Genomic DNA, 26,427 nt, shown 5'->3' with positions numbered 1-26,427 from the left:
GGTCAGCGAGTAGCTTTCCGCTTTGGGGTGGGGTAGTAAAATAGGAATGCGCCGTGCTGGTCAAGCAAGGCCTGAACAGGAACTCAGGCCAGCCAGTTGGCCAGCATCTGGTGGCCGTGCTCGGTGAGGATGGATTCGGGGTGGAACTGCACGCCGCGCACGTCGTACTCGCGGTGGCGAAAGGCCATTATCTGCCCGTTGGTGTCCACGGCTGTTACTTCCAGCGCCGCCGGCACCGATTCGGGCCGCACGCCCCAGGAGTGGTAACGCCCTATCTTGAACCGGGTGGGCAAGCCGGCAAACAGGCGGTCCGGGGCGGTTACGGTGGCGTCGGTGGCTAGGCCGTGCACTACCTCGGGCAGGTTGTACAGCTCCCCGCCGAAGCTTTCGGCCAGGCCCTGGTGGCCCAGGCACACGCCCAGCATCCGCTTGGTAGGCGCGTAGCGGCGAATAATCTCCGGCATCAGCCCCGCCTCGGAAGGCACGCCCGGTCCGGGCGACAGTAGCACGGCATCGTAGTCGGCCACGTCTTCCACCGTGAGCTTGTCGTTGCGAATCACCGTGACGTTATCGGTATGTCCCAACTCCCGCAGCACCTGCACCAGGTTGTAGGTAAAGGAGTCGTAATTATCAATGACGAGGATTTTCATCTTTAGGGTGGTAGAGGTTAGATGTGGTCCTACGAATGCCGCGCAGCGGTTCGTAGGACCACTCTCGTTGCTGAGGTTGCGGACGGCCGCCGGAAACTGGCCTTGTGTAGTCGTTTAGCGAGAGTGGTCTGACGAGGCCTGCGGCTACTCGTCGGACCACACCAAGCTACACTAACTCGGCTTCTTCCAGGGCTTTGCGCAGGGCGGCCAGCTTGTGGTGCACTTCGTTTAGTTCGGAGTTGATGTCGGAGGCAGCCACTACCCCGGCCCCGGCCTGGAAGTAGAGCTGACTGGCCGTACTCAGGAAGGAGCGAATCATGATGGCGTGGTTGAAGTCGCCGTTAAAGCCCAGGTGGCCGATGGCCCCACCGTAGTAGCCGCGAGCCGTAGGTTCCAGCTCATCAATGAGTTGCATGGCCCGGTGCTTGGGCGCCCCCGACAGCGTACCGGCCGGGAAGGTATCGGCCACTACCTGCAAGGAACTGGCCTGCGGAGCCAGCCGGGCCGTTACCTCACTAACTAAGTGAATGACGTGGGAGTAGTACTGAATTTCCCGGAATACCTTCACCTTCACCTCGTCGCCGTGGCGGGCTAAGTCGTTGCGGGCCAGGTCCACGAGCATGACGTGCTCGGCGTTTTCCTTGGGGTCGTCAGCCAGTTTTTGGGCCAGGGCCGCGTCCTCGGCGTCGTGGCCAGTGCGGCGAAACGTGCCGGCAATGGGGTATAAACTTGCCTGTCGGCCTTTTATAAGCAGCTGCGTTTCGGGCGAGGAGCCGAAAATTTTAAACGAGCCGTAGTCGAAGTAAAACAGGTAGGGCGAGGGGTTAATGGAGCGCAAGGCCCGGTACACGTTGAACTCGTCGCCGCTGAAGCCCTGCTGAAACCGCCGCGACAACACAATCTGGAACACGTTGCCCCGGCGGCAGTGCTGCTGCCCTTCGGCCAGCACCCGCAGAAATTCTTCGTCCGTCTGATTGGTCTGCTCCTCTCCTACCGTTTTGAATTTGAAATCAGGCAGGGAAGGATTCCGAATCAGGTTCACCAGCCGCGTAAGCCCGTCTTCATCAACAGTTTGCCCGGCCAGCGTGTGCTCAAACACGTACAGCTCGTTGCGAAAGTGGTTAACGGCAATTACGTAGCGGTAGGTGCTATAGAGAATGTCCGGAATTTGGCCGGCGGCCTGTTTCGCCGAGTTTAGCTCCAGGTCCTCGAAATACTGTACGGCCTCGTAGCCAAGATAGCCAAACAGGCCTCCCGTAATGAAATCGTGCCCCGTGTCCTGGGTCTGGAAGCAGTTAGCAAATTCTTGCAACCGGGCCAGGGCCTGTCGGGGTCGGCTAGGGTTTCCGTGGCGGTAGTATCATCGGGGAAGGTTAGCGCCAGTTCGTTGCCGCGCAGCTCAAAGCGGGCCAGCGGATCAAAAGCCAGGTAGCTGAAGGCGTTTTGCTGGCCGTGGTAGTCGGAGCTCTCCAGCAGCAGGCAGTTGGCATACCGGTCGCGCAGCCGTAAGTACAGGCCCACAGGGGTTACCGTATCGGCCAGAACGCGCAGGTGGCGGGTGTGCAAGTGGAAGGTTTTCATCGGCTGGTTGTGGTAGTGAGGTAAAGGACCAGCGCCGGGAAATAAAAAAGCCCGGCGGGGCGGCCGGGCTTTTGAGCGAATGCGAAGTAGGTTGTTCAGCTGACCTTAGCGCACGCACAGGATGTCCCGTCCGGAGTTTCCGTAGGGCCACCACCACGCTTGCTGGGTCATTGAGAAGGTCATTGCCAAATAGGGTTGGGCGTTGAACGGGGCAAAGGTAAGTTCAGGTAGGTTTTTGGCAAGCAGAAGCCCGAATTTTTTTACTTAAACCTACACTACCTCGTAACTTATTGTTTCACAAGCAGCTGTCGTCCTACTTGGTCTTTAACCCGGACCAGCACCTCGTAGCTACCCGCCGGCAGGCGGCTGACATCAACGGCGCTACCACCCTTCACGTGCTTGCGAAGTACCGTTTGCTTCTGTTGGTTTAGTATGGCTACCTGCCCCTTGCCACGGCCGGAAGGCAGGTGCACGATCAGCTGGTTCTGCTCGGCATTTAAATAAGCGCCATATGGCAGAGGCCCCCGGTTTCTGCGCTGCTGCATGGTAGCATCCGGCTGATACAGCCACCGGTAGGCCGCCGGAAACTCTCGCTTCCAGAACCACTCCGTGTGCTTACCATCGGCGGGGGTAGTGTATTGCACCCCGGCCCCAGCTCGCGCCAGGGTGTCGTGCACGGCCTTCATCAGCGGCACCATGGTTTCGCTTTCCGTGGTACCGCTCACAAAGTAGAATTGCGTATTGGGCTGGGGCCGACGCGGACGCAGGTAGGCAAAAAGGGAATCTTTGGCAAACCAAAAGGCTGGCGAAAACACGCCTACCTTGCTGTACACCTGCGGGTATTTCAGGGCCGCATAGGTGGAAATGAGGCCGCCCATGCTGCTGCCGGCAATGCCCGTGAACTCCTGCCCGCTTAGGGTTCGGTAGTTGGCATCAACATAAGGCTTCAGGGTCCGGACCAGAAAATCCACGTATTCGTTGCCCTGCCCGCCGCCGTACTCAGGGTTCTTCCAGGGCGAGAGTTCATTGAGCCGCTCCGAGCCGCCGTTATCTACGGCCACCACAAGGCAGCCAGTGGCATCCAAGCCCTGCTGCTGTAGTTGGCTCAGGGTTTCATCTACGCCCCATTCACCCGAAAAGCTGGTGCAGGCATCAAACACATTCTGGCCGTCGTGCATGTACAGCACGGGGTAGCGTTTGGCGGGCGCACTGGCATAGTCGCTGGGCAAATACATCCACACGCGGCGAGTGCGCCCTAACTGGGGCATCGGGAAGGAGGTGCTGATAACTTGCACGTTGGGCTGCAGTGCAGTGCTTTGGCAGCGGCTGGCTCCGGCCGCCGACAGATCCTTCCAGTTCAGCACCGTAAGCTGCAGCTCGCCATCCTTGTCGCCCGGAGTGCACACGCGGTTTTCAATGTCCTGGTTGCGGGCGTCCGTTTCCACGGTTTCCCAGGAGCCGCGGGTTATTTTATACGCGAAAGCCTCCTTAACAGAGGCCGGCAGCACCAGCTGGTAGCTGCCATCTGGGTTGCTCGTAAACCGGTAGGCCGCGCTGGCGGGGTGCCACGAGTTGCAAGAGCCCGCCAAGTACAATGCAGCCCCAGCCGGAGTAGCGGCGGGCACCTGAGCAATGCGCAGGGTGGTTTGGGCTAAGCCCGCATGACAGAACAGAACGCTAAGAAGCAGGATGACAAGGGAAAGTCGCATGAAGCAGAAGGGCAGAATTCAGCGGGCAAGTTACCACTGTTCTCAGCGCCCAATGCCGCCTGATACCATGACAAATAAACTCAACGGTACATCTTTACGCTTAATGCGAAATAGAGGATAAACCCAATCTGTATTTTTCCTAGAATTTACTTTTTTCTCTTACTCGCACTTTCCCGCACGAAGTAAGTAAGCCCTCACCTAAAGCTGTATTTTAGGCAACTACAATATGAGGGTTAAATGAGTGCTGTAAAAACTGACTTTCTATGCTAGCTCCTAAAATATATACAAAAATCAGCGCTTTAAACCGGCATAAACCAGCATAAACCAGCAAAAGTCTATGCGCCTGTATTGACAAGTACCCCGAAATTATTATTGATAGTCTTCTTGACAATTTTGCACCAATAATTCCCCAGGTACCTAGCCAAATATGCCATACCAAAGCAAAATGTGTTAGATACTGGCACTAAATGCCATGGATCTTACTACGCTTTCCTCAATTCTTATATAAAGTTGACTAGTACGCCTCTATTGACCTTTTATAATTAGCATCAACACAGCACACTATTTTGTTAATACAGCACAAGGCAATTATACCTCTGTTTCCTCCCTTGAAATGGCCTAATTGCTAGCCTTAACCTATAGTAAGCCACAGCTGCGAAGGTGTGCTAAAGTAACGTGAATAAGTTCCAGATGCTCCGTAAGATTGCAGCATTTTCTTTGCTGCTATACTCAGCAAAGAAAGTCCAATTATCACTATACCTGCTTCCCGCTTGTACCCCATTGTTTTTGTTGCTACCAGCGCTTTAACTTGCGCTGTTTAATAACAATTTGGTGATGTTGAACCCGGGCGAATGCGGCGATGATTCAAGCTCTAGCGACTGGAATTATTACGCTCCTACCCCTTGGATGAACCACTAAATTCCCACTCCGGTTTGTCCGGAAAAATCCATTTCAACCCCTAACTTCTTTTCAATGAAACACCCCTATCTAGCGAAACTGGCGCTGCCTCTCCTGTGCGCAGGCGTAAGCGTGAGCAGCGCATATGCGCAGGGAATCGGGACGGTGAGTGGCCGCGTACTCGATGAGAAGGGCGAAGGCATGCCCGGCGTTACGGTCCTGATTGAGGGTACCTCCCTGGGCGGCTCCACGAACTCCGACGGTTCCTTCTCTATCCAGAACGTTCCCTCGGGCCCCCACACCCTAGTGATGTCGTTCGTGGGTTACACCACTAAGCGGCAGCCGATCAACGTGACTGCAGGCCAAAACACTGCCGTTGAAAACCTATCGTTGGCTGAAAATACTACCCTTCTAAATGAGGCAGTAGTTATTGGTTACGGCACTCAGCGCAAGCAAGATCTGACGGGCGCTGTAGAGCAGGTATCGGAACGTCAGTTTGTAAAGGGCCAGGTAACGAACCCCGAGCAGCTAGTACAAGGTAAAGTAGCGGGCTTGCAGGTAACCACCGGCGGTGGTGCCCCAGGCGCCGGCTCCAGCATCCGCATCCGCGGAGGTTCGTCGCTGACCGCTTCAAACGATCCGCTGATTGTAATTGACGGGGTACCGGTAGACAACCGGGGTCTTTCTGGTACGTCCAACCCTTTGTCACTGATTAACCCCAATGACATTGAGAGCATTTCGGTGCTGAAAGACGCTTCCTCCACGGCCATCTATGGCTCGCGGGCCTCGAACGGCGTTATTTTGATTACAACCAAAAAAGGCCTGCAGGGCGAAAAGCTTCGCGTAAACGTTAGCTCACAGAACTCCGTTTCGAAAGCTCGCAATGAGGTTGATGTGTTGAATGCCTCCGAGTTGCGCGCTGTGGTAGCCGCTATTGGCAATGCTCAGCAAAAAACGCTGGTAGGCAACGCCAGCACCAACTGGCAGAACGAAATCTTCCGCACAGCCCAAACTACTGATAACAACGTCAGCATCTCGGGCTCGGCAGGCAAGGTGCCGTTCCGTGTTTCTGGAGGCTACCTGGATCAGGAAGGCCTACTATTACGTAATGACTTGAAGCGCTACACGGGCTCTGTTGGCTTGAACCCGGTGCTGCTCGATGGCAGCCTGCGCGTGAATGTCAACGTGAAAGGTTCTATAGTTGACAACAACTTTTCGAACCAGGGCGCTGTTGGCGCAGCCGTATATGCTAACCCCACGTTTCCGGTTTACAACGGCAGCATCTACGGTGGCTACACGGAGGTACTGGACCCCAACAATCCTAGCAACCTGAATACGCTGGCAACCCGCAACCCGCTGGGCCTTATCAACCAGCGCCGCGACCGGAGCACCGTAAAGCGCAGCATTGGTAACATTCAGCTGGACTACAAGCTTCCCTTCCTGGAAGGCCTAAGTGCTAACCTGAATCTAGGCTATGATATTCAGCGAGGCCGAGGTACGGTATTCGTGCCAGTACAGGCCGCCTCTGACTTTAACCGGGTAGTAACCGTGAACGGCGCTACGGTTGGTCAGGGTGGCGTAAATAATGAGTACGCCCAGGACAAGAACAACAAGCTGCTGGAAGCTTACCTGAGCTACGGTCGTCAGTTTGGTGTCGGCCGCCTGGATCTGCTGGCAGGCCACTCCTACCAGAGCTTCGAGGATAAGAACTACGTGTTTGCTGACCGGATTGCTAGCGGCGAAGTATACACCGCAGCTCCTACCCTACTCAACGGCCAAAACTTTCGCGACCCACGCTACGTGCTGGTATCGTTCTTCGGCCGGGCGAATTACAACATCAACGACAAGTACCTGTTGACGGCTACCATGCGCGCCGACGGTTCTTCGCGCTTCTTGGAAAGCAACCGCTGGGGCTACTTCCCTTCGGCCGCCGCGGCTTGGCGCATTAAAGGAGAAGATTTCCTGAAAAACTCTACCGCCATTTCTGAACTGAAGCTGCGCGTGGGGTACGGCCAGACCGGCCAGCAAGACATCGGGGACATTTACCCTTACCTAGCGCGCTATACCCCCAGCGAGGCGTCGGCTCAGTACCAGTTTGGGGATGAGTTCACGAACACGTTACGGGCTGCAGCCTATGATCGTAACATCAAGTGGGAAACTTCCACTACCTACAACGCCGGTCTGGACTACGGCTTCCTGGACGGCCGAATTTCGGGTGCTATTGATGTGTACCATCGCAAAACCGATGACCTGCTGAACAACGTATTTATTCCGGCTCTGGCCAATCTCTCTAATAAGCTGACGACCAACGTTGGTTCGCTGGAGAACAATGGTATTGAGGGCTCGGTAAACGTAGATGTCGTTCGGGGCGAAAAGCTCAACTGGACCCTGAACGCCAATGCTACGGCGTACCGCGTGAAAATCACTCAGCTAACCAACGCTTCTGACCCCTCCTATCTGGGTGATGAAACCGGTGGTATTTCGGGTGGTGTGGGCAACAACATTCAAATCAACTCGGTGGGCTACCAGCCAAATGCCTTCTACGTTTTCCAGCAGGTATATGGCGCTGATGGCAAGCCGTTGGAAGGAGTATACGTGGACCGCAACGGAGACGGGGTTGTGAATGTTAATGACCGGTACCGTTACCAGTCGCCAGCTCCACGGGTAAGCTTAGGCTTCGGCTCCAACCTGAACTACGGTAAGGCCAGCTTGGCCTTTACGCTGCGCTCAAACATTGATAACTACGTTTATAACAACGTTCGTTCGCAGGCTTTCTTCCCAGCTGGTGCCTCCAACGGGGTATTGGGCAACTTCAACCGCGAGCTGCTGGTATCGAATTTCACTACCTCCCAGCTGCAGTCGGATTATTACATTGAGAATGCTTCGTTCCTACGGATGGAGAACCTAACGGTAGGATACAATCTGGGCAGTATTTACAATGACAAAGCGAACGTGAACTTGTCTTTTGCTGTTCAGAACTTGTTCGTAATCACCGACTACAAAGGGCTTGATCCTGAAATATTCGGTGGTATCGATAACAACATTTATCCCGTCCGCGCACCTTCACCCTCGGGCTGAACATCGGCTTCTAATTCCCACCCCTATGAAGAATAAATTCTCGCGTACGCTGGCTACCGCTTTAATAGCGTTCAGCTTAGCACCTTTTACTTCGTGTGTAGGCGACCTAGACCAGACGCCTTCTTACGAGCCAACCACCGAAAACGTCTACAAAGACCCGACCCTAGCCCGGCAGGCGCTGGCTCGCCTCTACGCTACCATGGCTGTGAGCGGGCAGCAGGGTCCGGCTGGTCAGCCTGATATTCAGGGCATCGACGAGGGCTTTTCGAACTATTTGCGCCAGTACTGGATGGCGCAGGAGCTTACTACCGACGAAGCCATCCTCGGCTGGGAAAGTGACCTAGGGGTTCCGGAATACAACCGGATGACTTGGAACGCTTCCCACCCCTTCGTGCGGGCTATGTACGACCGGATTTTCTATCAGATTTCGCTTTGCAATGAGTTTATCCGTCAGACCACGGACTCTAAGCTCGACAGCTACGGCCTTTCTGATACCGAAAAAACCAACTTCCGGGCGTACCGGAGCGAGGCGCGTTTCTTGCGCGCCCTCAGCTACTATCACGCCCTGGACATGTTCGGTAACGTACCTTTCGCCACGGAAACTTCTGAAGTAGGCACTACAGCTCCCCAGCGCATTGAGCGCGCGGCTCTTTTTGACTACGTGGAGAAGGAGTTAAAGGAACTGGAGACGGAACTACCCACTCCCCGCGCCAATGAGTTTGGTCGGGCCGATCAGGCAGGAGCTTGGATGCTGTTATCTAAGCTGTACCTAAACGCAAATGTGTATAACGGTTCAAACCGCTACACCGACGCCGTTACTTATACGAAGAAAATCATTGGCGCTGGCTACACGCTGGCACCGAGCTACGCGAACCTATTCCGTACGGATAACAGCACTACGTCCCGCTTAGAAATCATTCTGCCGGTACGCTTTGATGGGGTGCGCACCAAAACGTTCGGCGGCATGACGTTCATTGTTCACGCTGCAGTGGGTGGTAGCATGTCCGTGAATGACTTCGGCATTGACTTCGGCTGGGGCGGCACCCGCACCAAAAAGAACTTAGTAAACCTGTTCCCAACAGCAGCTACTGTTACGGACAAGCGTTCCATGTTCTATGCCAATGGCCAGTCGTTAGAAATCAACGACCCCGCCACCTTTACCGATGGCTACGGTATTACGAAGTTTCGTAACGTGTCTTCGACCAATGTAGCAGGCTCCGATAAAACATTCCCCGACACCGACTTCCCCATGTTCCGTTTGGCCGATGTGTACTTGATGTATGCTGAAGCCGTGCTGCGGGGTGGGGCCGGGGGCGACGCCGCCACGGCATTGGGCTATGTTAATGCCTTACGTCAGCGGGCCTACGGTAACACCAGCGGCAACATTACGGCCGCTGATTTGAATCTGAATTTCCTGCTGGATGAGCGGGCACGCGAACTGTATTGGGAAGGCCACCGCCGGACGGACTTGATCCGCTTCGGTAAATACACAACCGGGTACAATTGGCCCTTCAAAGGCAATGTGCGCACTGGTACAGATGTTGCCGCCACCCGGACGCTGTTCCCCATTCCAACCACGGATCTGACGGCAAATCCGAATCTGAAGCAGAACCCTGGTTACTAAATTTTGTGCAAGTGAACCGGAAGCTACCTAGCGAAGTTTCCGGTTCACTTACGTACTCGTAACCAACTTTTCCCACCATCTTACTTTTTCCCCTATGTCACACTGGCTTACTCGCGTTTCCGGGCTTTGCCTATCGGCTGCGGTACTGCTGACTTCTTGCGAGAAGGAAGGCGACCAGGTCACTTTACAGCAAAGTGGCACCGCCGCTTTGACTGCGTCTTCCAGCACGCTGGTTTTGAGCAGTACCAACGCTTCGGCGCAGGCCACTACGCTTACCTGGCAGCCTATTTCCTATGGTTACCAAGCAGCTGTTACCAACACGATTCAGATCGATAAGAAGGGTAACAACTTTGCAACGCCCGTTGAAATAGCAGCAGGAGCCGCTAACACCATGTCCTTTACGGTAGCAGAGTTGAATGCTCTGGCACTGCGGGCCAAAGCTACTCCGGGCTCGACCAATTCGTTGGAAGTGCGCGTGAAGAGCATGATTACTAACAAGGTAGCGGCTACCTATTCTCCTACCGTTGCTCTCACGGTAACTCCTTACCTCGTGGTGATTGAGTACCCGTCGGTGTACGTACCGGGCAACCACCAGGGTTGGGCTCCAGCTACGGCGCCTAAGTTGGCAGCTTTCAATAGCAACAACAACCAACTCTATGAGGGTTTCGTGAACATGACTGATGCTGCGCCAGAGTTCAAAATCACTTCCATGCCGTCGTGGGGTGGCACTAATTATGGCGATGGTACTGGTGGCAAGCTTTCGCCTGATGGCGGTGCGGGTAACTTGAAAGTACCTACTCCTGGTTACTACCGCTTGAAAGCTGATTTGGGCGCCTTGACGCTTGAAACTGTCAAAACCACTTGGTCGATAATTGGTGCGGCTACCCCCGGTGGCTGGACTACTGATACACCGCTGGTATATGATGCAGCTGCCGGTACCTGGAGTGCTAGAATAACCCTGACGGCCGGCCCGATTAAGTTCCGTGCTAATAACGACTGGACTATCAACTTCGGCGACGGAAATGCCAAGGCTACTCCGGCAGTGCCTGCTGATGGCATCCTGGAATACGGCGCCGACGATATTGTGGTACCTGCTGCGGGTACATTCACGGTGACGCTCGACCTGAGCAAGCCGGGGAACTATACTTACTCCATTAAGTAAGCAGCGTACCTTCAGCCTAAAAAGCTCCTGGTCACATCTGGCCAGGAGCTTTTTTGTGTCAGAAAGTGGCAGCCCTATCTCCTTTGCAGACACCTTCACAAAATGTACCTCACCACCCCGAGGCGGTAGTGTGGTAAATAAACATTTTGTGCCATTGATGTCAGTAGTACCTTAGTTAGGTTAGAAAGCACAAAAGGCGGCACTATGTGATTTAAAAGGTTCGTTTTTTTGTGCCAGAATATTTTCCGTGTTTCGCTTATAGTAATTCTCTTATTAGGACTGTAAAACCTAATTCGTACTGGATTTAGCCCATTTCTTCACCTTTCCAACTGAATATGATTCTTATTGCCGACGGCGGCTCGACCAAGAGCAACTGGTGCCAGCTTGATGATGCGGGTAACCGGGTGTACTTCAACACCGAAGGGTATAACCCTGATTTCATGGGTACCACCGCCATTGCGGCATCCTTGGACAAAAACCTGCCCGACACCCTACCTCGTCAGGAAGTAAGTAAGGTGTATTACTACGGCGCAGGCGTGCACAACGCGGAAAAGGCCGAGCGGGTGGCCGCGGCCATGCGCCAGATTTTCCCGAACGCCAACGCCTTTGTAGCCGAAGACCTGCTGGCCGCCGCCCATGCCCTGCTTGGTAACAAGCCCGGTTTTGCGGCCATCTTGGGTACGGGTACCAACTCCTGCCTCTACGACGGCGAGAAAATCACGTACAACGTAGACTCGCTAGGCTACTTCCTCGGCGACGAGGGCTCCGGCTCCTTTATTGGTAAGCGCCTGCTGCGCGACTACCTGCGTGGCTTGTTGCCCGATGGGTTGCAGGATATTTTCCAGGAAGAATTCAAGCTCACCCGCGACGAAATTCTGGACCGGCTTTACAACCAACCCCTACCCAACCGGTTTCTGGCCAGCTTCGCCAAGTTTACCTACGACCACAACAACATCAGCTACTGCCGCGAGATTGTGCTGCAGGGCTTCGAGACGTTCTTTGCCAACTTGGTAAGCCACTACCCCAACTACCAGGACTACACTTTTAACTGTGTGGGCTCGGTGGGCTATAACTTCCGCGATGCACTAACCCAGGTAGCTCGGAGCCACAATATGGAAGTCGGTAAAATCATCCGCTCCCCATCGACGACCTCGTGTCATATCACGAAGCTGCTCGTCGGTAAGCCTACTTACCGCTTCGTCTGGAGCAAACAACTCAAAAACAAGAGGGCCACCCTACTGACAGGGTGGCCCTCTTGTTTTAGTATGCTACCTGGCTGGCTCCCGAGAGAACCAGCCAGGTAGGAAGCAGATGCCTTCTTTACTTCTGCACTACCAACCGGATGGCTTGCTGCTGCTGACCGGTCGTGAGCTGTACTAGGTACACGCCACTGGCCAGGTTGCGGAGCGGCAATTCCAGCTCGTGGGCGCCGGCGGCCTGACGGGTAGCGGGCAGGGTGTGCACCGTGGCTCCGAGCAGGTTGGTAACCGTAACATGCACGGTGGTTGCCTGGGGCAGGCTATAACGCAGCTGGGCCGAAGCAGCGGCTGGGTTGGGCTGGGCGGTTAGCTGCAGAACGCTTGCATCGCGCTGGCGCTTCGTGGCCAGCACCGTGCCGGCAGGTACGGCAACTTTGCGCGAGGTGTACACGGCATACTGGCCGGGCGCCAAAGTCATGCTCATGGTAGCGCTTGTCACGTTTAGCTGCTCGCTGGTGAGGTAGTTATACCAGGTGCCAGTTTGCGGGAAGGTAACCGTAGCGGTAGCGGGCACCACATCAAAGTTACCAACCACCGTTACGCTCAGGCGCGGGTCGGTGAGCTGCATGGTTTTCACGGCGCCGCTCAGGTTTTGGGTAAAGCTGGCCGGGTTTTCGAAAGCAGGCTCCTGCACTTTCAGGGCAATCAGGCTGCGGTACACGTCAAACAAATGGCGACGGTTCGGGTCCTGGTAGTAGTTCCACAGGATGGGCTTGTTGCCAAGCTTGCAGTTATCCGTGGGGTAAGGCTGAGGTACCGTACCATCGGGGCAGGAGAAGATCGACTTGTCGTAGCCTAGCTCACCAAACTGCCAAATCATTTTGGGACCGGGTACGGGGAAGAAGAAGGCGGCTGCCATTTCCTGACGGGCCAGGGCAGTCGGCAGGTTTTTCACGCTGTAGGAACCCGAGGAATTACCGAACGTCAGGTTCTTGTACATCAGGCGCTCCTCATCATGGCTTTCCATGTAGGTAACCAGGTTGGGCTGGCTCCAGCCGCGGCCCCCTTGGGCGGTGCTGCCGTAGTAACCGTAGCTGAAGTTGGAGTTGGGCAGGTAGCCCATGGTAGCCTCATTATAGTTGTAGGTCATAATGCCCCACAGCATCATCCCCATATCGGACAGCACCTTCTCCTCGTCGTTGTTGCCCAAGTGCTCCAGAATAGGATACGCCGTCTGATCCACGCTCACCATGTAATCGTGGTAGTCTTTCCAGATGTTCACGCGTGACTGGTCATACTGGCCCCAATCGGCAGTGTTGGTGCTTACTTTCTGAGTAAAACCTTTGCTCAGGTCGAAGCGGTAGCCATCCACGTTGTACTCCTTGAGCCAGTGCTCAATAATGCGCTTGGAGAAGTAGCGGGTGTAGGGGCTTTCGTGGTTAAAGTCGTAGCCTACGCTAAAAGGGTGCGTGGCATCCGGGTTAAACCAAGGGTTGTTGGCGGCGGGTTTGGTACCATCGAAGTACATCTGCACCATGGGGCTCTGACCGAAGGACTGATTGAGCACTACGTCCAGCACCACGGCAATACCGCGCTTGTGGCACTCATCAATAAAGCGCTTCAAATCGTTTTTCGGGCCGTAGTACTTGTCAGGCGCGAAGTAGTACGACACGTTGTAGCCCCAGCTTTCGTTGCCCTCAAACTCATTGGACGGCATCAGTTCGATGACGTTTACGCCCAAACGCTTCATGTAAGCCAGCGTATCGGTCAGGGTTTTGTAGTCGTGACGGGCCACAAAGTCGCGGGGCAGCAACTCATACACCACCATATCGGTGCGGGCGGGGCGCTGGAAGTTGGTGGTTTGCCAGGTGTAGGCCGGCGCGTTGCTCTGCAGCACCGACACGATGCCGTTGGTTTTTCCGGCCGGATATGCCTTCAGGTTCGGATACACGGTGTAGCCACCGGCGTTGATGTACTGGTCGTTGTCGGGGTCCAACACCTTTTCCGTGAAGGGGTCGGCCACGCGCATGGTTTCATTTACCAAGAACTGGTAGGCGTATTCCTGGCCGGGAGTCAGGCCATCAATTTGCACCCACCACCGGTCGTCAGCGGCGCGGGTAGCCGTAGCAGTCGTATCGGTGCGCTTAAGCTGGTAGGCAGCACCGGGCTGCCAGTTGTTGAAGTCGCCTAGCACGTACACCGATTTTTTGAAGGGTGCCGTGAGGGTCAGAATAGCGGAAGTGCCGTTGTTAATGTACGTAACGCCATCTTTCTTGGCTCCAGTGGGTAGGGCGGCCGTGGTGAAAGGCGCCCGCACGATTACGCTGCGCGTAGCCGAGGCAGTGTTGGTGCCGCTGGTGGCCGTCAAGACTAGGTCGTTCTGACCAGCTTGGGTTACGGGCACCGTGGCCGTGAGGACTTTGGTGTTGGTTTGCTGGGCTACCTGGGTGCCGTTGAGCGTCAGGGTTAGCGTGGCCTCGGTGGAAGCCTCGCCCCTAACGGAAACGCTGGCGCCGCTGTTCACGAAAATGGGGTTTCCGTTCTGCGAAGCAGGGCTAGTAAAAGCCACGGCAAAAGCGGTTTGCGCCACATCCACGAAGATGTCGCCGCCGCCGGTAGCGCGGCCCACGGTGGTGCCGGCCGCGTTTTTAAAGATCATGGCCAACTTCTGAACTTGGTCGCCGGCCGCTACGCCGTACCAGCTGCGCACGCTGGGCGTGAGGGCGATGGTGTAGCGGTTGGGATTAGTGGCGTCGCGCGTCATTTTGGCGGCTGGGTCGGCCTGGTTGAACGTTGGGCTTTTCACGTACTTCCAATCGGAGTTGGAATTGCTTTTGTCCGTGATAACGCCCGTCCAGATGTAGACGTCGCCGGTGAAATTGGCTAATGCTCCGTTGCCCTGGGTGGCATCGAACACAATGGTTACCGGGTCAGTGTCGCGGAAGAGGGCCGGCTGCGTAGTGACGACCTGGGCCTGCAGAACCGGGATTCCAGCCAGCAAAGCCACCAGACTCAAAAAAAGTCGAAGTATTCTCATGTAAGATGGGGGTTGGGAATTTTGGAAAGTGAGAACAAAACAAATGCTCTATTAACACGAGGTTGCCGAAAGCATCTACTCAAAGCGCAAGAGGGCATTAAAGATAGGGGGTACCGGCGGTTGTTACCAAGTCAATAGCCGCTTTTATTGTAGCTTTACCTACCGCTTCTGGCTTTTTGCCTTTTCCTCTATATGGTGTCTATTCAGCCGTTTCGCCAGCTCGTTGCCTGCCTTACGTGGTGGGCAGCCCTGGCAGTCGGGGTGGCCGCCTTCCCTACCCCGGCTACCGCCCAGATACCCCGGCTGCCGCCCCTAGCTGCCCAGGTCGGTGCCCCTGTTCAAACGGCTGATACAATAAAGGCCCAGTCCGATACCAGCCGTCTAAGTCGACGGCTGCCGGTGCTGGCGGGAGGGCTAGTAGTATCATATTCCGGAACGCTTTACTTGCTAAGCCAAGGCTGGTACACCGGCGAGCGAAGCCGCCTGCACTGGTTTAACGACTGGCCCGAGTGGAAGCAGCTCGACAAAGCAGGCCACTTCTGGGGGCTTTTCACGAAAGCCGGGGGCCGTTGATATGCTGCGCTGGGCGGGCGTGCCCGAGCGCCGGGCCCTCTGGTACGGTGGTTTTGTGGGATTTCTGCTGCAGAGCCCCATTGAGCTGCTGGATGGCCGCGACCCAGCCTACGGCGCTTCCGCCACCGACTTGGCTGCCAACTTTTTGGGCTCCGTGGGCCTGATTGGTCAGCAGTTGGCTTGGAACGAGGTACGCATCATGCCCAAGTACTCCTTTCATACCACGTCCTACGCCAAGCTCCGGCCTACTGTATTGGGCCGGAGCTTGGCAGAGCAGCACCTGAAGGATTACAACGGCCAGACGTACTGGCTGTGCGCCGACGTAGGAGCCTGGCTACCAGCCACCTCCCGGTGGCCCCGGTGGCTGCAGCCGGCCGTGGGGTACGGGGCCCAGCAAATGGTATTCAACGACCCGGCGGCCAATGCTGCCCTGGGCCTGCGCTCCTACCGCCAGTATTACCTCAGCCTCGACGTGGACCTGCGCCGCATCCCAACCCGCTCCAAGCTCTTGAAGCGCGTGTTCTACGTAGCCAGCATCTTCCACCTGCCGGCGCCCGCCCTGGAGTGGAACACCAAGCGCGGCTTGGTAGCGCACGGGCTGTACTACTAGCTCCAATACCAGCAAAAGCGCGGCAAACCGCCAGGCGCGCAGCCCTCGTAAAGCGCAGACGGGCCAGGCTCGTTTTGCCGGTTACCTTTGTTGCTTCTATTCCATCTGCATTTTCTTTCTGTTAATATGAACGTAGGAGACCGAGTACGCCTGCTTACCGGGCGCGAAGAAGGTATTATTACCCGCCTACTCAGCGACGAGCTGGTGGAGGTAGCCATTGATAATGATTTCACCATTCCGGTGCTTCGCCGCGAGGTAGTGGTAGTAGCCGCCGAGGAAACCAAAGCTTTCGGGCAGAGTGCCGCAGCCGTAGCGGCCGAGAAAAAAGCCGCAGCTTCCGGCGCGGCCCGGGCCGCCAAAGCCGCCGGCGTACCCGCTGCGGCAGCTCCTGCCCCCAACAAAGCGGAAGGTCCGGCGCCCATAAAGGCCGACAAAAACCTAACTCCGCCGGTTCAGAAAGGCTTGTATCTGGCCCTCACCCACCAGTCGCCGGAGCTGCTGGCTCTACAGCTTGTCAACCACACCGACCGGGACGTGCTCTACACCTTTGGGGAGGAGCGCAACGGGCAGTATCGCGGATTGTCGGCGGAGCGACTGGCGGCCAAATCGGCCAGCAAGCCCCTGGGCCACTGGCACCTCAAGGACTTCGATCAGTGGCCCGCGCCAGTGGTACAGCTGCTGCCATTTCAGCTCAATGGCACTACCGCCTTCGAGTTGCTAACCAAGCGCCTGCAGTTCAAAGCGGCCAGCTTCTACACCAGCCGTCAGCCCAACGTGCCCGTGCTGCAGCGCGAAGCCTACCTCTTTCAGCTCGACGAAAAGCCCGCCGCGCCGGCAGTGGTAGCCCCCGAGAAACTGGCCGAAACCCTGAAAGCCCAACTCACCGGCAACGCACCGGCCAAACCAGCCGCCGTAGCCCCTGCCCCGGAACCAGCCAAAGCCATTGTAGCCCCGCCCCACGAGGTAGACCTGCACCTGGAAGCCTTAATGCCGGAGGGTGGCACAGAAGGCCTGAGCAACACGGCTATTCTCAAGCTGCAACTAGAAGCGTTTGAGGATGCTCTGAGCCGGGCGCTGGCCACCAACATGCACGAAATCATCTTCATCCACGGCTCCGGCAACGGCACCCTGCGCAAGGAGCTGCACAAGCTGCTCAGCCGCAACCGCGACATCAAGTTCTTTGAGGACTCGCAAAAGGAGAAATTCGGCTACGGCGCTACCCTCGTGCGACTGAAGTAGATATGGCCTAGTCTGGCAGAGCGTTGTAACTGGTACACTCTCACTCTCATAGGACGTCATTCAGAGCGGAGCGAAGAATCTCACTTGTTTCCATGAGAGCTATTCTCCGAGAAGCAGGCAAGATTCTTCGCTCCGCTCTGAATGACGTTCTGTTTTTTTGGCCAAGCCACCCTTTTACTCGCCGCACTCGCTCCAACGCAACCCTCCGAACCTATGTAGTTACTTTGCGGCAGAACTATATTTTCCGCATGAAACTACCCGCGCTTCTCGCCGCCGCCCTTCTTTCCCTACCTGCTACGGCCCAGCAGCTGCCGGTTCCTCGCAACTTGCAGGCCACCTACGCCAAAAGCACCCGCGCTGAATCGGGCCTGCCGGGTCCTAATTACTGGCAGAACTCCGCTGAGTACAAGCTAAAGGTCAGCTTCGACCCAACCTCGCGGCGGGTGGCGGGCACCGTGGACATTGCCTACCACAATCAAAGCCCCGACTCACTACGGCAAATCTGGTTTAAACTCTACCCCAACCTCTACCAGAAAGGCGCGCCGCGGGCTAGCGGCATCAGCCCCGAGGACGTGAGCGAGGGGGTGAAAATCACCAAGCTGACCATCAACGGGCAGGCCCTGGACGTGGCCAAGCTGCGCGCCGACTTCACGAACCTCACGGTTCCCATACCCCGCGCCATCGGCCCAAAGCAGACGGCGCAGATGTCGGTTACCTACTCCTACGTCCTCAACAAAGGCTCCCACACCCGCACCGGCGAGGTAGAGCCCAACGCGGATTTCGTGGCTTACTTCTTCCCGCGCATTGCGGTATACGATGACATTGACGGCTGGAACCGCAACCCTTACCTCGGCTCTCAGGAGTTCTACAACGACTTTGCCAACTTCTCCGCCGACATCACCGTGCCCAAGAACTTCGTGGTGTGGGCCACCGGCGACCTGACCAATGCCGATAAAGTCCTGACTAAAAAGTACGCCCAGCGCCTCCAGGACGCGGAACGCAAGGACGGCATCACCAGCATCATCACCGAAGCCGACCTGAAAGCCCGGGACATTACCGCCCCCAATGCCCAGAACACCTGGCACTTCGAGGCCAAGAACGTGACCGACTTTGTGTTTGCCACCACCGACCATTACGTGTGGCAGTCGAGCAGCCTGGTGGTGGACCCCGCCACCAAGCGCCGCACCCGCGTGGATGCCGTGTACAACACCAAGCACAAGGATTACGAGGAGGTGATTCACTTCGCCCGCCAGACGGTAGAGGCCATGTCGTACACCTTCCCCAAGTGGCCCTTCCCCTACTCCCACGAAACCATTTTCGATGGCCTCGACCAGATGGAGTACCCGATGATGGTGAACGACAACCCCACCAGCACCCGCCAGGACGCCATTAGCCTCACCGACCACGAGATATTCCACACGATGTTCCCGTTTTACATGGGCATCAACGAAACCAAGTACGGCTGGATGGACGAGGGTTGGGCCACCATCGGCGAGTGGCTGATTTCCGGCATCATCGACCCCAAGCTGGACGACGACTACGGCATTGCACCCTACGCCGCCGCCGCCGCCACCGAGGTTGATTTGCCCATCGTCACGCTCAGCACCCAGCAAACCGGCACGGCCTTTTTCCTCAACTCCTACCCCAAGCCCGGCCTGGGCTACCTCTACGTGAAGGATTTGCTCGGCGACGAGCTGTTCACCAAGGCCCTGCATACCTACATCCGCAACTGGAACGGCAAGCACCCCATGCCCTTCGACTTCTTCAACTCGATGAACGCCGGGGCCGGCCGTAACCTCAACTGGTTCTGGCAGCGCTGGTTTTTCGATGGAGGTTACCCCGACCTAGCCATCCAGCAAGTGCAGAAAACTGCCACCGGCTACGACGTAGTAGTAGAAGCCAAAGGCACCAAGCCCGTTCCCGTAGACCTGACCATCACCTTCCAGGACAATTCCACCCAGAAGCTCCACCGCACCATTGCCGTCTGGGAACAAGGCGCCCGCACCGTTACGGTACCCGTAGCCACCACCAAAGCCGTGAAGCAAGTGAAGCTAGGCGCTACCCTCGTGCCTGACAGCTACCTGAAGGACAACCTGTGGGAGGGCAAGTAACGTCTGTTACTTAAGTGCACTGCGCATCAGATTTACAAGAACGCCTCCTAGAGGCAGGTAAGAAAAAAACGGCACGAGCCAGGCATATTCCATATAGGCAAAATCGTTGTTCAGCCCGCTGCCGAGCCAAATAGGCACTACGGCTAGACCCAAGGCCAGTAGCTTGGCTGTACCAGATGATTTTGTCCGAGATAGCAGTAAGACGGGAACAAGCAGGACCAAGGCAAACAACACTAGCAGCGCTGAGAAGAATAAGCTTATCGCAGTAGTTTCGGACAGAAGCAAGGTCAACAGCATTGCCGGAAATAGAAGATTTTAACTACAAGTCCTGCTTTTCACGAAGCTAGCCGTTGCTCCGGAGCCAGCGTAGCCAACACGATTCTATCGGCGGCTATACCGGCTTCGGTGAGTTCTTCCAGCAGGTCGTGTTCCGTGTTGTTGCGGTGAATCCATACGTGACCGTCGCGCAGTTCCACATCCTGAATGACGGCGTAGAAGTTTTGGCCGTTGAACCAGCCCGTGCGCACCACCAGAAAGCGGTTGTGTTTTACGTCTTCTATCAGTTCTTCCCGCAACTCCGGTACGGCGTAGGCGGCCGTGGGCGGCAGCGTTAACACGCTGCGGATGGCTTGCTGCCAAATAGTTAAGGGTTCCATTGCGTAATGGTTTCGGTAAGAGGGTCAAACACGAGCAGTTTCATTTGGCTGTCCCGAACGATGGTGCGGATAACGTCGTCGTGGAAAATTGTTTGATAGGCGTGCTCGGAGACAGCCAGATACAGTGTGCGGGTTGGATCGAAGCGACTGAGCAACTCCCGGTACAACTGATACTGACCGTAGCTTTTCTGATATTCACTTACCACCGGGCGGCCGGCCAAAAAGTTCTTTACTTCTACGGCTATAATGATGGCGCTATGGCCTTCTGTTGCCAGTTGGGCTCCCAAATCTACCTCTACGCGCGTATCTGCAAATGGCAAAATCAAGGGCTCATGTGTGATAGTCCAGCCTTCTTTCAGCAAAGCCCTCCGAACACAATCATGGTAAAAATCTTTTCGCGCCATTATCCAAATATATACTCTTCGCGGATTAGCTACTGTGGCTACGTCAGGTTTGCCTACCTTTGCCCCCAGTGATGGGTCGCCCTACCGCGGCGCCGGACGAAAGAACGGCGACGAGGAAAGTCCGGGCAACACAGAGCACCCTGCTTCCTAACGGGAAGGACTGGGCGGCGTAAAGCTTCTCAGGACAGCCAGTGCCACAGAAAATTACCGCCAGGCGGTGAAATGGTGAGTTAGTGAAATAGTGAGTTGCTGTTCGATCTGCGCAAGCAGAACCTCAAACTCACCATTTCACAATTTCACCATCTCACCTTTGGTAAGGGTGAAAAGGTGCGGTAAGAGCGCACCAGCGGCTGGGTGACCACGCCGGCTGGGTAAACCTCAGGGGTTGAAAGACCAAATAAGCTGGCACGCGGGCCTTTCGGGGCCGGCACCGGGCGGCTCGTCCGGCGCCAGCGGGTAGGTTGATGGAGCCTTTCCGCGAGGACTGGCCTAGATAAATGGTGGGGCCGCTGTTGCTTGCAAGGGCGGACAAAACCCGGCTTACAGACCCATCACCGAGTATCAAACGGCCGCTGCAGCTTCGGGTGCGGCGGCCGTTTTTGTGTTTATATGATGTTACTTCGCGAAGTCAAACGTTTGCGTTATGTATAATTCCTTGCGTGCTGTTGGTGCTGCTTGCCGCGGCTGGTTGTCTGTTTTGGCCGTCTTTGCTGGATTGTTGTTGCTTACCCAAGGCCCGCCCGCGTTTGCCCAGAAGGCTCCCCCGGCCCGGGCCGATGTGTACGTGGATGCCAAGGGCGTGCTGCGCTGGCAGGGTAGCAAGCAGGAAGTTGCCCTGTTTGGGGTGAATTATACTACCCCCTTCGCCTACTCCTACCGGGCCCACCGGAAGCTGGGCGTGAACCTGGAAAAGTCCATCGACCAGGATGTGTACCATCTCTCGCGGCTGGGCGTGGATGCCTTCCGGGTGCACGTCTGGGACGTAGAAATTACCGATACTCTAGGCAATCTGCTCCAGAATGAGCACCTGCGCCTGCTCGACTACTTGGTGCAGCAGTTGAAAGCGCGCCAGATCAAAATCATCCTGACCCCTATTGCTTACTGGGGCAACGGCTACCCCGAGAAGGACACGGCCCAAACCGGCTTCTCCTCCATTTACCCCAAGGGCCGCGCCTACAACAACGAGCGGGCCGTGCGGGCTCAGGAAAAGTACTTGGGCCAGTTCCTGAACCACCGCAACCAGTACACCGGCCAGCTCAACCGCGAGGACCCCGACATCATTGCCTACGAGGTCTGTAACGAGCCCCACTACCGCCAGCCCGAGGCCGAAGTCAGCCGCTTTGTGCAGCGCATGGTGCAGGCTATGCGGGCTACTGGCTACAAGAAACCCATCTTTTACAACATTGCCGAAAGCCCCACGGTAGCCAATGCCATCCTCGGCAGCCCGGTGCAGGGTTTCACGTTTCAGTGGTACCCCTCGGCCCTGGTGGGCGGCCACACCTTGCGTGGCAACATGCTGCCCCTGGTCAACCAGTATCCCATTCCCTACGCCCAGGATCCGCGCTTTGCCAGCAAGCCGCGCATGGTGTACGAGTTTGAGTCGGCCGATATTTTGCAGCCCGTCATGTACCCGCTGATGGCCCGCTCCTTCCGCAGCGCCGGCTTTCAGTGGGCGACGCAGTTTGCCTACGATCCGCTGGCTATTGCCTTTGCCAACACTGAGTACCAAACTCACTACCTCAACCTAGCCTACACCCCCGCCAAGGCCATCAGCCTGCTAATTGCGGGCAAGGTGTTCCGGCAAGTACCCCGGGGTCAGCAGTTCCGCTCCTACCCCTGGACTCTATTTTCCACGATTTTCGGGTGAGCTACCGCGCCGGCGTCAGTGAACTGAACACGCCCGAGGAATTCTACTACACCAGCTCGACCACCACGCAGCCGCGCAAGCCCGCTGCCCTGCGCCGCCTGGCCGGTACTGGCTCCTCGCCGCTGGTGACCTACGATGGCACCGGCGCCTACTTCCTCGACCAACTGGCTACCGGCGTGTGGCGGCTGGAGGTGATGCCCGATGCCATTCAGGTGCGCGACCCGTTTGCCACTACCTCCCTGCGCCAGCCCGTTACGCGCATTGCCTGGAACACCCAGCCCCTGCGGTTAACCCTACCCAACTTGGGCTCCGACTTTACGGTGCGCGGGCTGAACGAAGGCAATACCTTCCAGGGTCAAGCCACGAATGCCACCGTGCGCCTGCAGCCGGGCGTGTACATTGTGGCCGCGCGGAGCAAAAACACCAGCAACTTTACGGCTCAAACCAAGGTAGGCGCTATTAAGCTCGGTGAGTTTGTGGCCCCGTCGGCTACCAACCTGCCCGTACAGGTGCTGCACACGGCCCCTACTCAGCTGCAAGCCGGGCAAGCTGCCACGCTCCAGGCCACGGTAGCCGGCGCCGCAGCCACCGACTCCTTGCTGCTGGTCGCGCAGCACTACTACGGCCCCACCCGCACCATTCCGATGCGCCGCCTCACGCTGACCACGGCCGAGGCCACGGTGCCCGCGAACTTGCTTTACCCCGGCCTGCTTCGCTACTGGATTGTCGTGAAGGGCAATACCCGAAACACCACCTTCCCCGGCGGCCACCCCGGCAGCCCCCGCGACTGGGACTACGCCCCGCGGGAGCAGTGGGAGGCCTCTATTGTGGCCGCTGGCACGGCCTTGCCACTTTACGTAGCCAGCCAGGACCAGCAACGCACCGAAACCGGGGCGTTAATGGGGGCGGCTGGGCCGATTACGTGACTACCAGCAATGGCCAGCTGGCGTTGCGCCTGCTTCAGAGTCCGCCGCCTGCTAGCCCCATTCCTTTCGCGGATCCGGCCGCGCCGGTAGCCTTTCTGCGTGCTTACTTCGGCGACCGGCTGGCTTCCCGTGCCTCCGATGTAAGCCGCTTTCAGGAGGTAGTGCTCCGCGGCCGGCGCGGGGCGGGAGCTGGCACGGTACGGCTGGTGCTGACCACCCGCGACGCCGCGGCCTACGTGGCCGACGTGGAGTTAGGCGCCGACATGCAGGAAGTACGGGTGCCCCTCACGGCGTTCCGGCCAGGGGCTCAGTCCTTGCTCCCGCGCCCCTACCCCAGTTTCCTACCACTCACCTTCCAAACGGTCGGCCCGGCTACCCTGCCGCTCGCTCAGGCCGAAGTGCTGCAAGTGCTCCTGGGGCCAACAACTGCTCCGGCTACCACCGGACGACCTTTCCTTGACCTTGAATCGATATACCTGCGCTAATGCTGTTTCGCCCTTTTGCCTTCCCAAGCCGGCTGCTGCTGGCCGCGCTGGTAGCCCTGATTTCATGCACCCAGCCCGGTACTTCGTCTAGCCCTGGCTCTTCGCCCCTACCCCTCACCTTCAACGCCGACTGGGAGTTTGTGCGGGACGTGGACACGGCCGTGGGGCCAACCTTCTTCGCGCGCAATGACCCGTCGAAGCCCTGGGAAACAGTGGCCCTCCCCCACACGCCGCGCCTAGAACCGGTTGTTACCGCCGGCCGGCAGTGGCAGGGCACTTGCTTTTACCGCCGCTTTTTCCGGATAAGCCCTGCTGACACGGCCCGCCGAGTGGCCATCCGGTTTGAGGGTGCCATGCACGAGGCCGATGTGTATTTGAATGGCCGCCGCCTGCAACGTCACCAGGGCGGCTACCTACCCTTCACCGTCGACCTGACGCCCTATCTCCAGGTTAACGCCGATAACTGCCTGCTGGTCAAGCTTAACAACCAGGACAACCCCGCCATTCCGCCCGGCAAGCCGCTCAAAGACCTCGACTTCAACTACTACGGTGGCCTCTACCGCCCAGTGCAGCTGCTGATCCAGGACCGGCTGCGCATCACCGATGCCGTGGAGTCGGGCGGGTAGCTGGCGGTGGGATTCTGGTGCATTATGAAAACGTGAGCCCCAGCAGGCTACCCTTCACGTCCAGACCGAAATCCGCAACGACCACCACGCGGCCCGGCCTGCCAAGCTGCGCACCGTGCTACTCAATGCAGCCGGCCAGGAAGTGGCCCGCGCTGTCACGGCTGCGCCCCTGCTCACGCCGGGCGCAGCCACGGCCGTTGCGCAAACTTTCTCCCTGAAGTCGCCCCAGCTGTGGTCGCCGGAGCAGCCTACCCTGTATCGGCTGCGGGTGGAAGTCCTGGACGATAAGGGCCGCAGTGTCGATCAGCAGGAGGTAGCAACGGGCGTACGAACTATTCGCTTTGCGCCCGAGGGCTTCTACCTCAACGGGCAGAAAACTCGGTTGCGCGGCACCAACCGCCACCAGGAGTATCCCTATTTGGGCTACGCCCTATCGGATGAGATGCAGTACCGCGACGCCTGGAAAATCAAGGAAGCGGGCTTCAACTTCGTGCGCTGCTCCCACTACCCGCCCTCCCCAGCTTTCCTGCGGGCCTGCGACGAGCTGGGTATTCTGGTGATGAATTCTATTCCCGGCTGGCAGTTTTTTGGGGGCGAAGTCTTTCAGCGCAACAGCCTGCAGCACGTGCGCGACGTGGTGCGCCGCGACCGGAACCACCCCAGCATTGTGCTCTGGGAAGCAGCCCTCAACGAAACCGACATGAGCAAGTCGTTCATGGATCAGGCCCACCAGGCGGTGCACGAGGAGCTGCCTTTCCCGACCGATGTGTACACCTGCGGTTGGCTGGATTACGCCTACGACGTGTTCATTCCGGCCCGCCAGCACGCCAAGGCCCCGACTACTGGCACAAATACAACAAGCCCAAACCCATCCTGCTCTGCGAGTACGGCGACTGGGAGTACTACGCTCAGAATGCGGGCTTCAACCAGACGGCCTACGCGGGCCTAAAGGAGTCGGAGCGGACTTCGCGCCAACTGCGCGGACAGGGCGAGCGGGCCCTCGTGCAGCAGGCGCTCAACTTCCAAGAGGCACACAACGACAACTTTGTGGGACCCGCCATCGGCGACGCCAACTGGCTGCAGTTTGACTACAAGCGCGGCTACGCCCCGGATATTGAGTCGTCGGGTATCATGGACATCTACCGCCTGCCGAAATTCGCCTTCTACTTCTACCAGAGCCAGTACGGTCCCGCCCCGATGCTCTAGGGTTTGGCAAACCGATGGTGTACCTGGCCAGTTACGCCCAGGCCAGCACCGCGCCGCGGCAAGTGCGGGTGTACAGCAACTGCGCCGAGGTAGAGCTGCAGCTTGATGGCAAAACCCTGGCCCGCAAGCGCCCCGACCAGGACCAGTATTCCTCCCACCTCCAGCACCCCTCGTTCACGTTCACCGTGCCGCCGTTCTCGGGAGGCACCTTGCGCGCCGTGGCGTACGTGAATGGTAGAGTGGCCGCCGAGCACCTGCGGCGCACGCCCGGCCCGGCTCATCACCTGCTGCTCCGCGTTGATAAGAGCGGCCGTGACCTAACTGCCGGCCGCCAGGATGCCGTATTCGTGTACGCCACCATGGTTGATGCCCAAGGTACACCCGTGCCCGAGGCCACTACCCCCATCCGTTTCGCCGTAACCAGCGGCGACGCTGAGTTGCTCGGCGACAACCCCGTAGCTGCCGAAGCCGGCATTGCCACCACCCTACTGCGGGCCGGTCGCACGCCCGGCACAGTGCAGCTCACGGCTACTGCTCAAGGCCTGCCGGCGGCTACCTTGTCCGTGCGCAGCGTTAAACCGTAGGTAGAAAAGCCCGTCTAACTCGCCCCGGCAAGCAGCCTGATCATCTTTTTAAAGAGCAGAAAATTTAAAGAACGTCATGCAGAGCGCAGCCAAGTATGACGCCTAAGTACGTTCCTAGCACCTAATTTACTACCCCTATCACTCCCCGAACCAAGGTTTATAACCTAGCTAGCTTCATTGCCACCGGCTTTTCGTTACTTTGG

The 26,427-nt window shown here is 57.4% G+C and carries 21 protein-coding genes, 1 other RNA gene and 2 pseudogenes; 17 read left to right on the top strand and 7 right to left on the bottom strand.

Annotation, left to right across the window (positions count from 1 at the left end; all coding sequences use genetic code 11):
* Positions 1–83: 83 nt before the first annotated feature.
* From MUN84_RS20050 to MUN84_RS20040, 3 genes and pseudogenes are all read right to left on the bottom strand, one after another.
* Positions 84–650 carry an anthranilate synthase component II gene (locus tag MUN84_RS20050; RefSeq protein ID WP_244695709.1) on the bottom strand — a complete coding sequence of 189 codons (567 nt, stop codon included), beginning with the start codon at positions 648–650 and terminating at the stop codon, positions 84–86.
* A 166-nt stretch (positions 651–816) separates the two neighbouring features.
* Positions 817–2,231 (bottom strand): annotated as a pseudogene (locus MUN84_RS20045) (anthranilate synthase component I family protein).
* 287 nt (positions 2,232–2,518) lie between these two features.
* Complete coding sequence (locus tag MUN84_RS20040; protein ID WP_244695708.1) at positions 2,519–3,940, bottom strand: alpha/beta hydrolase-fold protein; 1,422 nt, start codon at positions 3,938–3,940, stop codon at positions 2,519–2,521.
* Positions 3,941–4,912: 972 nt separating this feature from the next.
* On the opposite strand from MUN84_RS20040, the gene MUN84_RS20035 reads away from it, so the two are divergent.
* From MUN84_RS20035 to MUN84_RS20020, 4 genes are all read left to right on the top strand, one after another.
* Entirely contained in the window at positions 4,913–7,915 is a 3,003-nt protein-coding gene (locus tag MUN84_RS20035) for a SusC/RagA family TonB-linked outer membrane protein (RefSeq protein WP_244695707.1), read from the top strand.
* Between the two features lie 25 nt (positions 7,916–7,940).
* On the top strand, positions 7,941–9,539 hold the full coding sequence (locus MUN84_RS20030; protein ID WP_244695706.1) for a RagB/SusD family nutrient uptake outer membrane protein: 1,599 nt from the start codon (positions 7,941–7,943) through the stop codon (positions 9,537–9,539).
* A 94-nt stretch (positions 9,540–9,633) separates the two neighbouring features.
* On the top strand, positions 9,634–10,701 hold the full coding sequence (locus MUN84_RS20025) for a SusE domain-containing protein (RefSeq protein WP_244695705.1): 1,068 nt from the start codon (positions 9,634–9,636) through the stop codon (positions 10,699–10,701).
* 335 nt (positions 10,702–11,036) lie between these two features.
* Entirely contained in the window at positions 11,037–12,005 is a 969-nt protein-coding gene (locus MUN84_RS20020; protein ID WP_244695704.1) for an N-acetylglucosamine kinase, read from the top strand.
* A gap of 16 nt (positions 12,006–12,021) precedes the next feature.
* Here MUN84_RS20020 and MUN84_RS20015 read toward each other — a convergent pair whose 3' ends face one another.
* Positions 12,022–14,937 carry an alpha-amylase family glycosyl hydrolase gene (locus MUN84_RS20015; RefSeq protein WP_244695703.1) on the bottom strand — a complete coding sequence of 972 codons (2,916 nt, stop codon included), beginning with the start codon at positions 14,935–14,937 and terminating at the stop codon, positions 12,022–12,024.
* A gap of 192 nt (positions 14,938–15,129) precedes the next feature.
* On the opposite strand from MUN84_RS20015, the gene MUN84_RS20010 reads away from it, so the two are divergent.
* The 4 genes from MUN84_RS20010 to MUN84_RS19995 all read left to right on the top strand — a co-directional run bounded on the left by MUN84_RS20010 (position 15,130) and on the right by MUN84_RS19995 (position 19,470).
* Complete coding sequence (locus MUN84_RS20010) at positions 15,130–15,510, top strand: hypothetical protein (RefSeq protein ID WP_244695702.1); 381 nt, start codon at positions 15,130–15,132, stop codon at positions 15,508–15,510.
* Position 15,511: 1 nt separating this feature from the next.
* Positions 15,512–16,120, top strand: a complete 609-nt coding sequence (locus MUN84_RS20005) for a DUF2279 domain-containing protein (RefSeq protein ID WP_244695701.1) — start codon at positions 15,512–15,514, stop codon at positions 16,118–16,120.
* Positions 16,121–16,246: 126 nt separating this feature from the next.
* Entirely contained in the window at positions 16,247–17,359 is a 1,113-nt protein-coding gene (locus MUN84_RS20000) for a Smr/MutS family protein (protein WP_244695700.1), read from the top strand.
* Between the two features lie 248 nt (positions 17,360–17,607).
* The gene (locus MUN84_RS19995; protein WP_244695699.1) at positions 17,608–19,470 is read left to right on the top strand and encodes a M1 family metallopeptidase; all 1,863 of its coding nucleotides are present in this window, start codon (positions 17,608–17,610) and stop codon (positions 19,468–19,470) included.
* Between the two features lie 6 nt (positions 19,471–19,476).
* Here MUN84_RS19995 and MUN84_RS19990 read toward each other — a convergent pair whose 3' ends face one another.
* The 3 genes from MUN84_RS19990 to MUN84_RS19980 are packed head-to-tail and all read right to left on the bottom strand — an operon-like array spanning position 19,477 to position 20,530.
* On the bottom strand, positions 19,477–19,767 hold the full coding sequence (locus MUN84_RS19990) for a hypothetical protein (RefSeq protein WP_244695698.1): 291 nt from the start codon (positions 19,765–19,767) through the stop codon (positions 19,477–19,479).
* A 38-nt stretch (positions 19,768–19,805) separates the two neighbouring features.
* Entirely contained in the window at positions 19,806–20,126 is a 321-nt protein-coding gene (locus MUN84_RS19985) for an element excision factor XisI family protein (RefSeq protein WP_244695697.1), read from the bottom strand.
* Entirely contained in the window at positions 20,114–20,530 is a 417-nt protein-coding gene (locus MUN84_RS19980) for an element excision factor XisH family protein (RefSeq protein ID WP_244695696.1), read from the bottom strand. The genes MUN84_RS19985 and MUN84_RS19980 overlap by 13 nt, the downstream gene beginning before the upstream one ends.
* A gap of 68 nt (positions 20,531–20,598) precedes the next feature.
* Here MUN84_RS19980 and rnpB point away from each other — a divergent pair.
* The 9 genes and pseudogenes from rnpB to MUN84_RS19940 all read left to right on the top strand — a co-directional run bounded on the left by rnpB (position 20,599) and on the right by MUN84_RS19940 (position 26,224).
* Positions 20,599–21,089, top strand: an RNA gene (gene rnpB / locus MUN84_RS19975) — RNase P RNA component class A.
* A 159-nt stretch (positions 21,090–21,248) separates the two neighbouring features.
* Positions 21,249–22,397, top strand: a complete 1,149-nt coding sequence (locus MUN84_RS19970; protein WP_244695695.1) for a cellulase family glycosylhydrolase — start codon at positions 21,249–21,251, stop codon at positions 22,395–22,397.
* The gene (locus tag MUN84_RS19965) at positions 22,394–23,323 is read left to right on the top strand and encodes a hypothetical protein (protein ID WP_244695694.1); all 930 of its coding nucleotides are present in this window, start codon (positions 22,394–22,396) and stop codon (positions 23,321–23,323) included. Before MUN84_RS19970 ends, MUN84_RS19965 begins: the two co-directional genes overlap by 4 nt.
* Positions 23,320–23,808 carry a hypothetical protein gene (locus MUN84_RS19960; protein ID WP_244695693.1) on the top strand — a complete coding sequence of 163 codons (489 nt, stop codon included), beginning with the start codon at positions 23,320–23,322 and terminating at the stop codon, positions 23,806–23,808. The genes MUN84_RS19965 and MUN84_RS19960 overlap by 4 nt, the downstream gene beginning before the upstream one ends.
* Entirely contained in the window at positions 23,808–24,434 is a 627-nt protein-coding gene (locus MUN84_RS19955; protein WP_244695692.1) for a sugar-binding domain-containing protein, read from the top strand. Before MUN84_RS19960 ends, MUN84_RS19955 begins: the two co-directional genes overlap by 1 nt.
* Positions 24,435–24,486: 52 nt before the next feature.
* Positions 24,487–24,753, top strand: a pseudogene (locus tag MUN84_RS23255) (beta-galactosidase); the annotation flags it as partial.
* A 15-nt stretch (positions 24,754–24,768) separates the two neighbouring features.
* On the top strand, positions 24,769–25,383 hold the full coding sequence (locus tag MUN84_RS19950) for a glycoside hydrolase family 2 TIM barrel-domain containing protein (protein ID WP_262920722.1): 615 nt from the start codon (positions 24,769–24,771) through the stop codon (positions 25,381–25,383).
* A 53-nt stretch (positions 25,384–25,436) separates the two neighbouring features.
* Positions 25,437–25,640, top strand: a complete 204-nt coding sequence (locus tag MUN84_RS19945; RefSeq protein ID WP_244695691.1) for a hypothetical protein — start codon at positions 25,437–25,439, stop codon at positions 25,638–25,640.
* Between the two features lie 14 nt (positions 25,641–25,654).
* The gene (locus MUN84_RS19940; RefSeq protein WP_244695690.1) at positions 25,655–26,224 is read left to right on the top strand and encodes a DUF4982 domain-containing protein; all 570 of its coding nucleotides are present in this window, start codon (positions 25,655–25,657) and stop codon (positions 26,222–26,224) included.
* The last annotated feature ends 203 nt before the right edge of the window (positions 26,225–26,427 follow it).

The sequence above is a fragment of the Hymenobacter sp. 5516J-16 genome, from assembly GCF_022919335.1.
GTDB lineage: Bacteria > Bacteroidota > Bacteroidia > Cytophagales > Hymenobacteraceae > Hymenobacter > Hymenobacter sublimis.
This window is presented reverse-complemented; position numbering and strand designations above follow the sequence as displayed.

Bases quoted from the DNA above. Each gene is read 5' to 3' on its own strand.
- MUN84_RS19985 (WP_244695697.1), bottom strand. From the start codon at position 20,126: ATGGAACCCTTAACTATTTGGCAGCAAGCCATCCGCAGCGTGTTAACG.
- MUN84_RS20035 (WP_244695707.1), top strand. From the start codon at position 4,913: ATGAAACACCCCTATCTAGCGAAACTGGCGCTGCCTCTCCTGTGCGCA.
- MUN84_RS19940 (WP_244695690.1), top strand. From the start codon at position 25,655: ATGGTGTACCTGGCCAGTTACGCCCAGGCCAGCACCGCGCCGCGGCAA.
- MUN84_RS19955 (WP_244695692.1), top strand. From the start codon at position 23,808: ATGCTGTTTCGCCCTTTTGCCTTCCCAAGCCGGCTGCTGCTGGCCGCG.
- MUN84_RS20005 (WP_244695701.1), top strand. From the start codon at position 15,512: ATGCTGCGCTGGGCGGGCGTGCCCGAGCGCCGGGCCCTCTGGTACGGT.
- MUN84_RS20030 (WP_244695706.1), top strand. From the start codon at position 7,941: ATGAAGAATAAATTCTCGCGTACGCTGGCTACCGCTTTAATAGCGTTC.
- MUN84_RS20050 (WP_244695709.1), bottom strand. From the start codon at position 650: ATGAAAATCCTCGTCATTGATAATTACGACTCCTTTACCTACAACCTG.
- MUN84_RS20040 (WP_244695708.1), bottom strand. From the start codon at position 3,940: ATGCGACTTTCCCTTGTCATCCTGCTTCTTAGCGTTCTGTTCTGTCAT.
- MUN84_RS19990 (WP_244695698.1), bottom strand. From the start codon at position 19,767: ATGCTGTTGACCTTGCTTCTGTCCGAAACTACTGCGATAAGCTTATTC.
- MUN84_RS19980 (WP_244695696.1), bottom strand. From the start codon at position 20,530: ATGGCGCGAAAAGATTTTTACCATGATTGTGTTCGGAGGGCTTTGCTG.
- MUN84_RS20015 (WP_244695703.1), bottom strand. From the start codon at position 14,937: ATGAGAATACTTCGACTTTTTTTGAGTCTGGTGGCTTTGCTGGCTGGA.
- MUN84_RS20000 (WP_244695700.1), top strand. From the start codon at position 16,247: ATGAACGTAGGAGACCGAGTACGCCTGCTTACCGGGCGCGAAGAAGGT.
- MUN84_RS20020 (WP_244695704.1), top strand. From the start codon at position 11,037: ATGATTCTTATTGCCGACGGCGGCTCGACCAAGAGCAACTGGTGCCAG.
- MUN84_RS20010 (WP_244695702.1), top strand. From the start codon at position 15,130: ATGGTGTCTATTCAGCCGTTTCGCCAGCTCGTTGCCTGCCTTACGTGG.
- MUN84_RS20025 (WP_244695705.1), top strand. From the start codon at position 9,634: ATGTCACACTGGCTTACTCGCGTTTCCGGGCTTTGCCTATCGGCTGCG.
- MUN84_RS19995 (WP_244695699.1), top strand. From the start codon at position 17,608: ATGAAACTACCCGCGCTTCTCGCCGCCGCCCTTCTTTCCCTACCTGCT.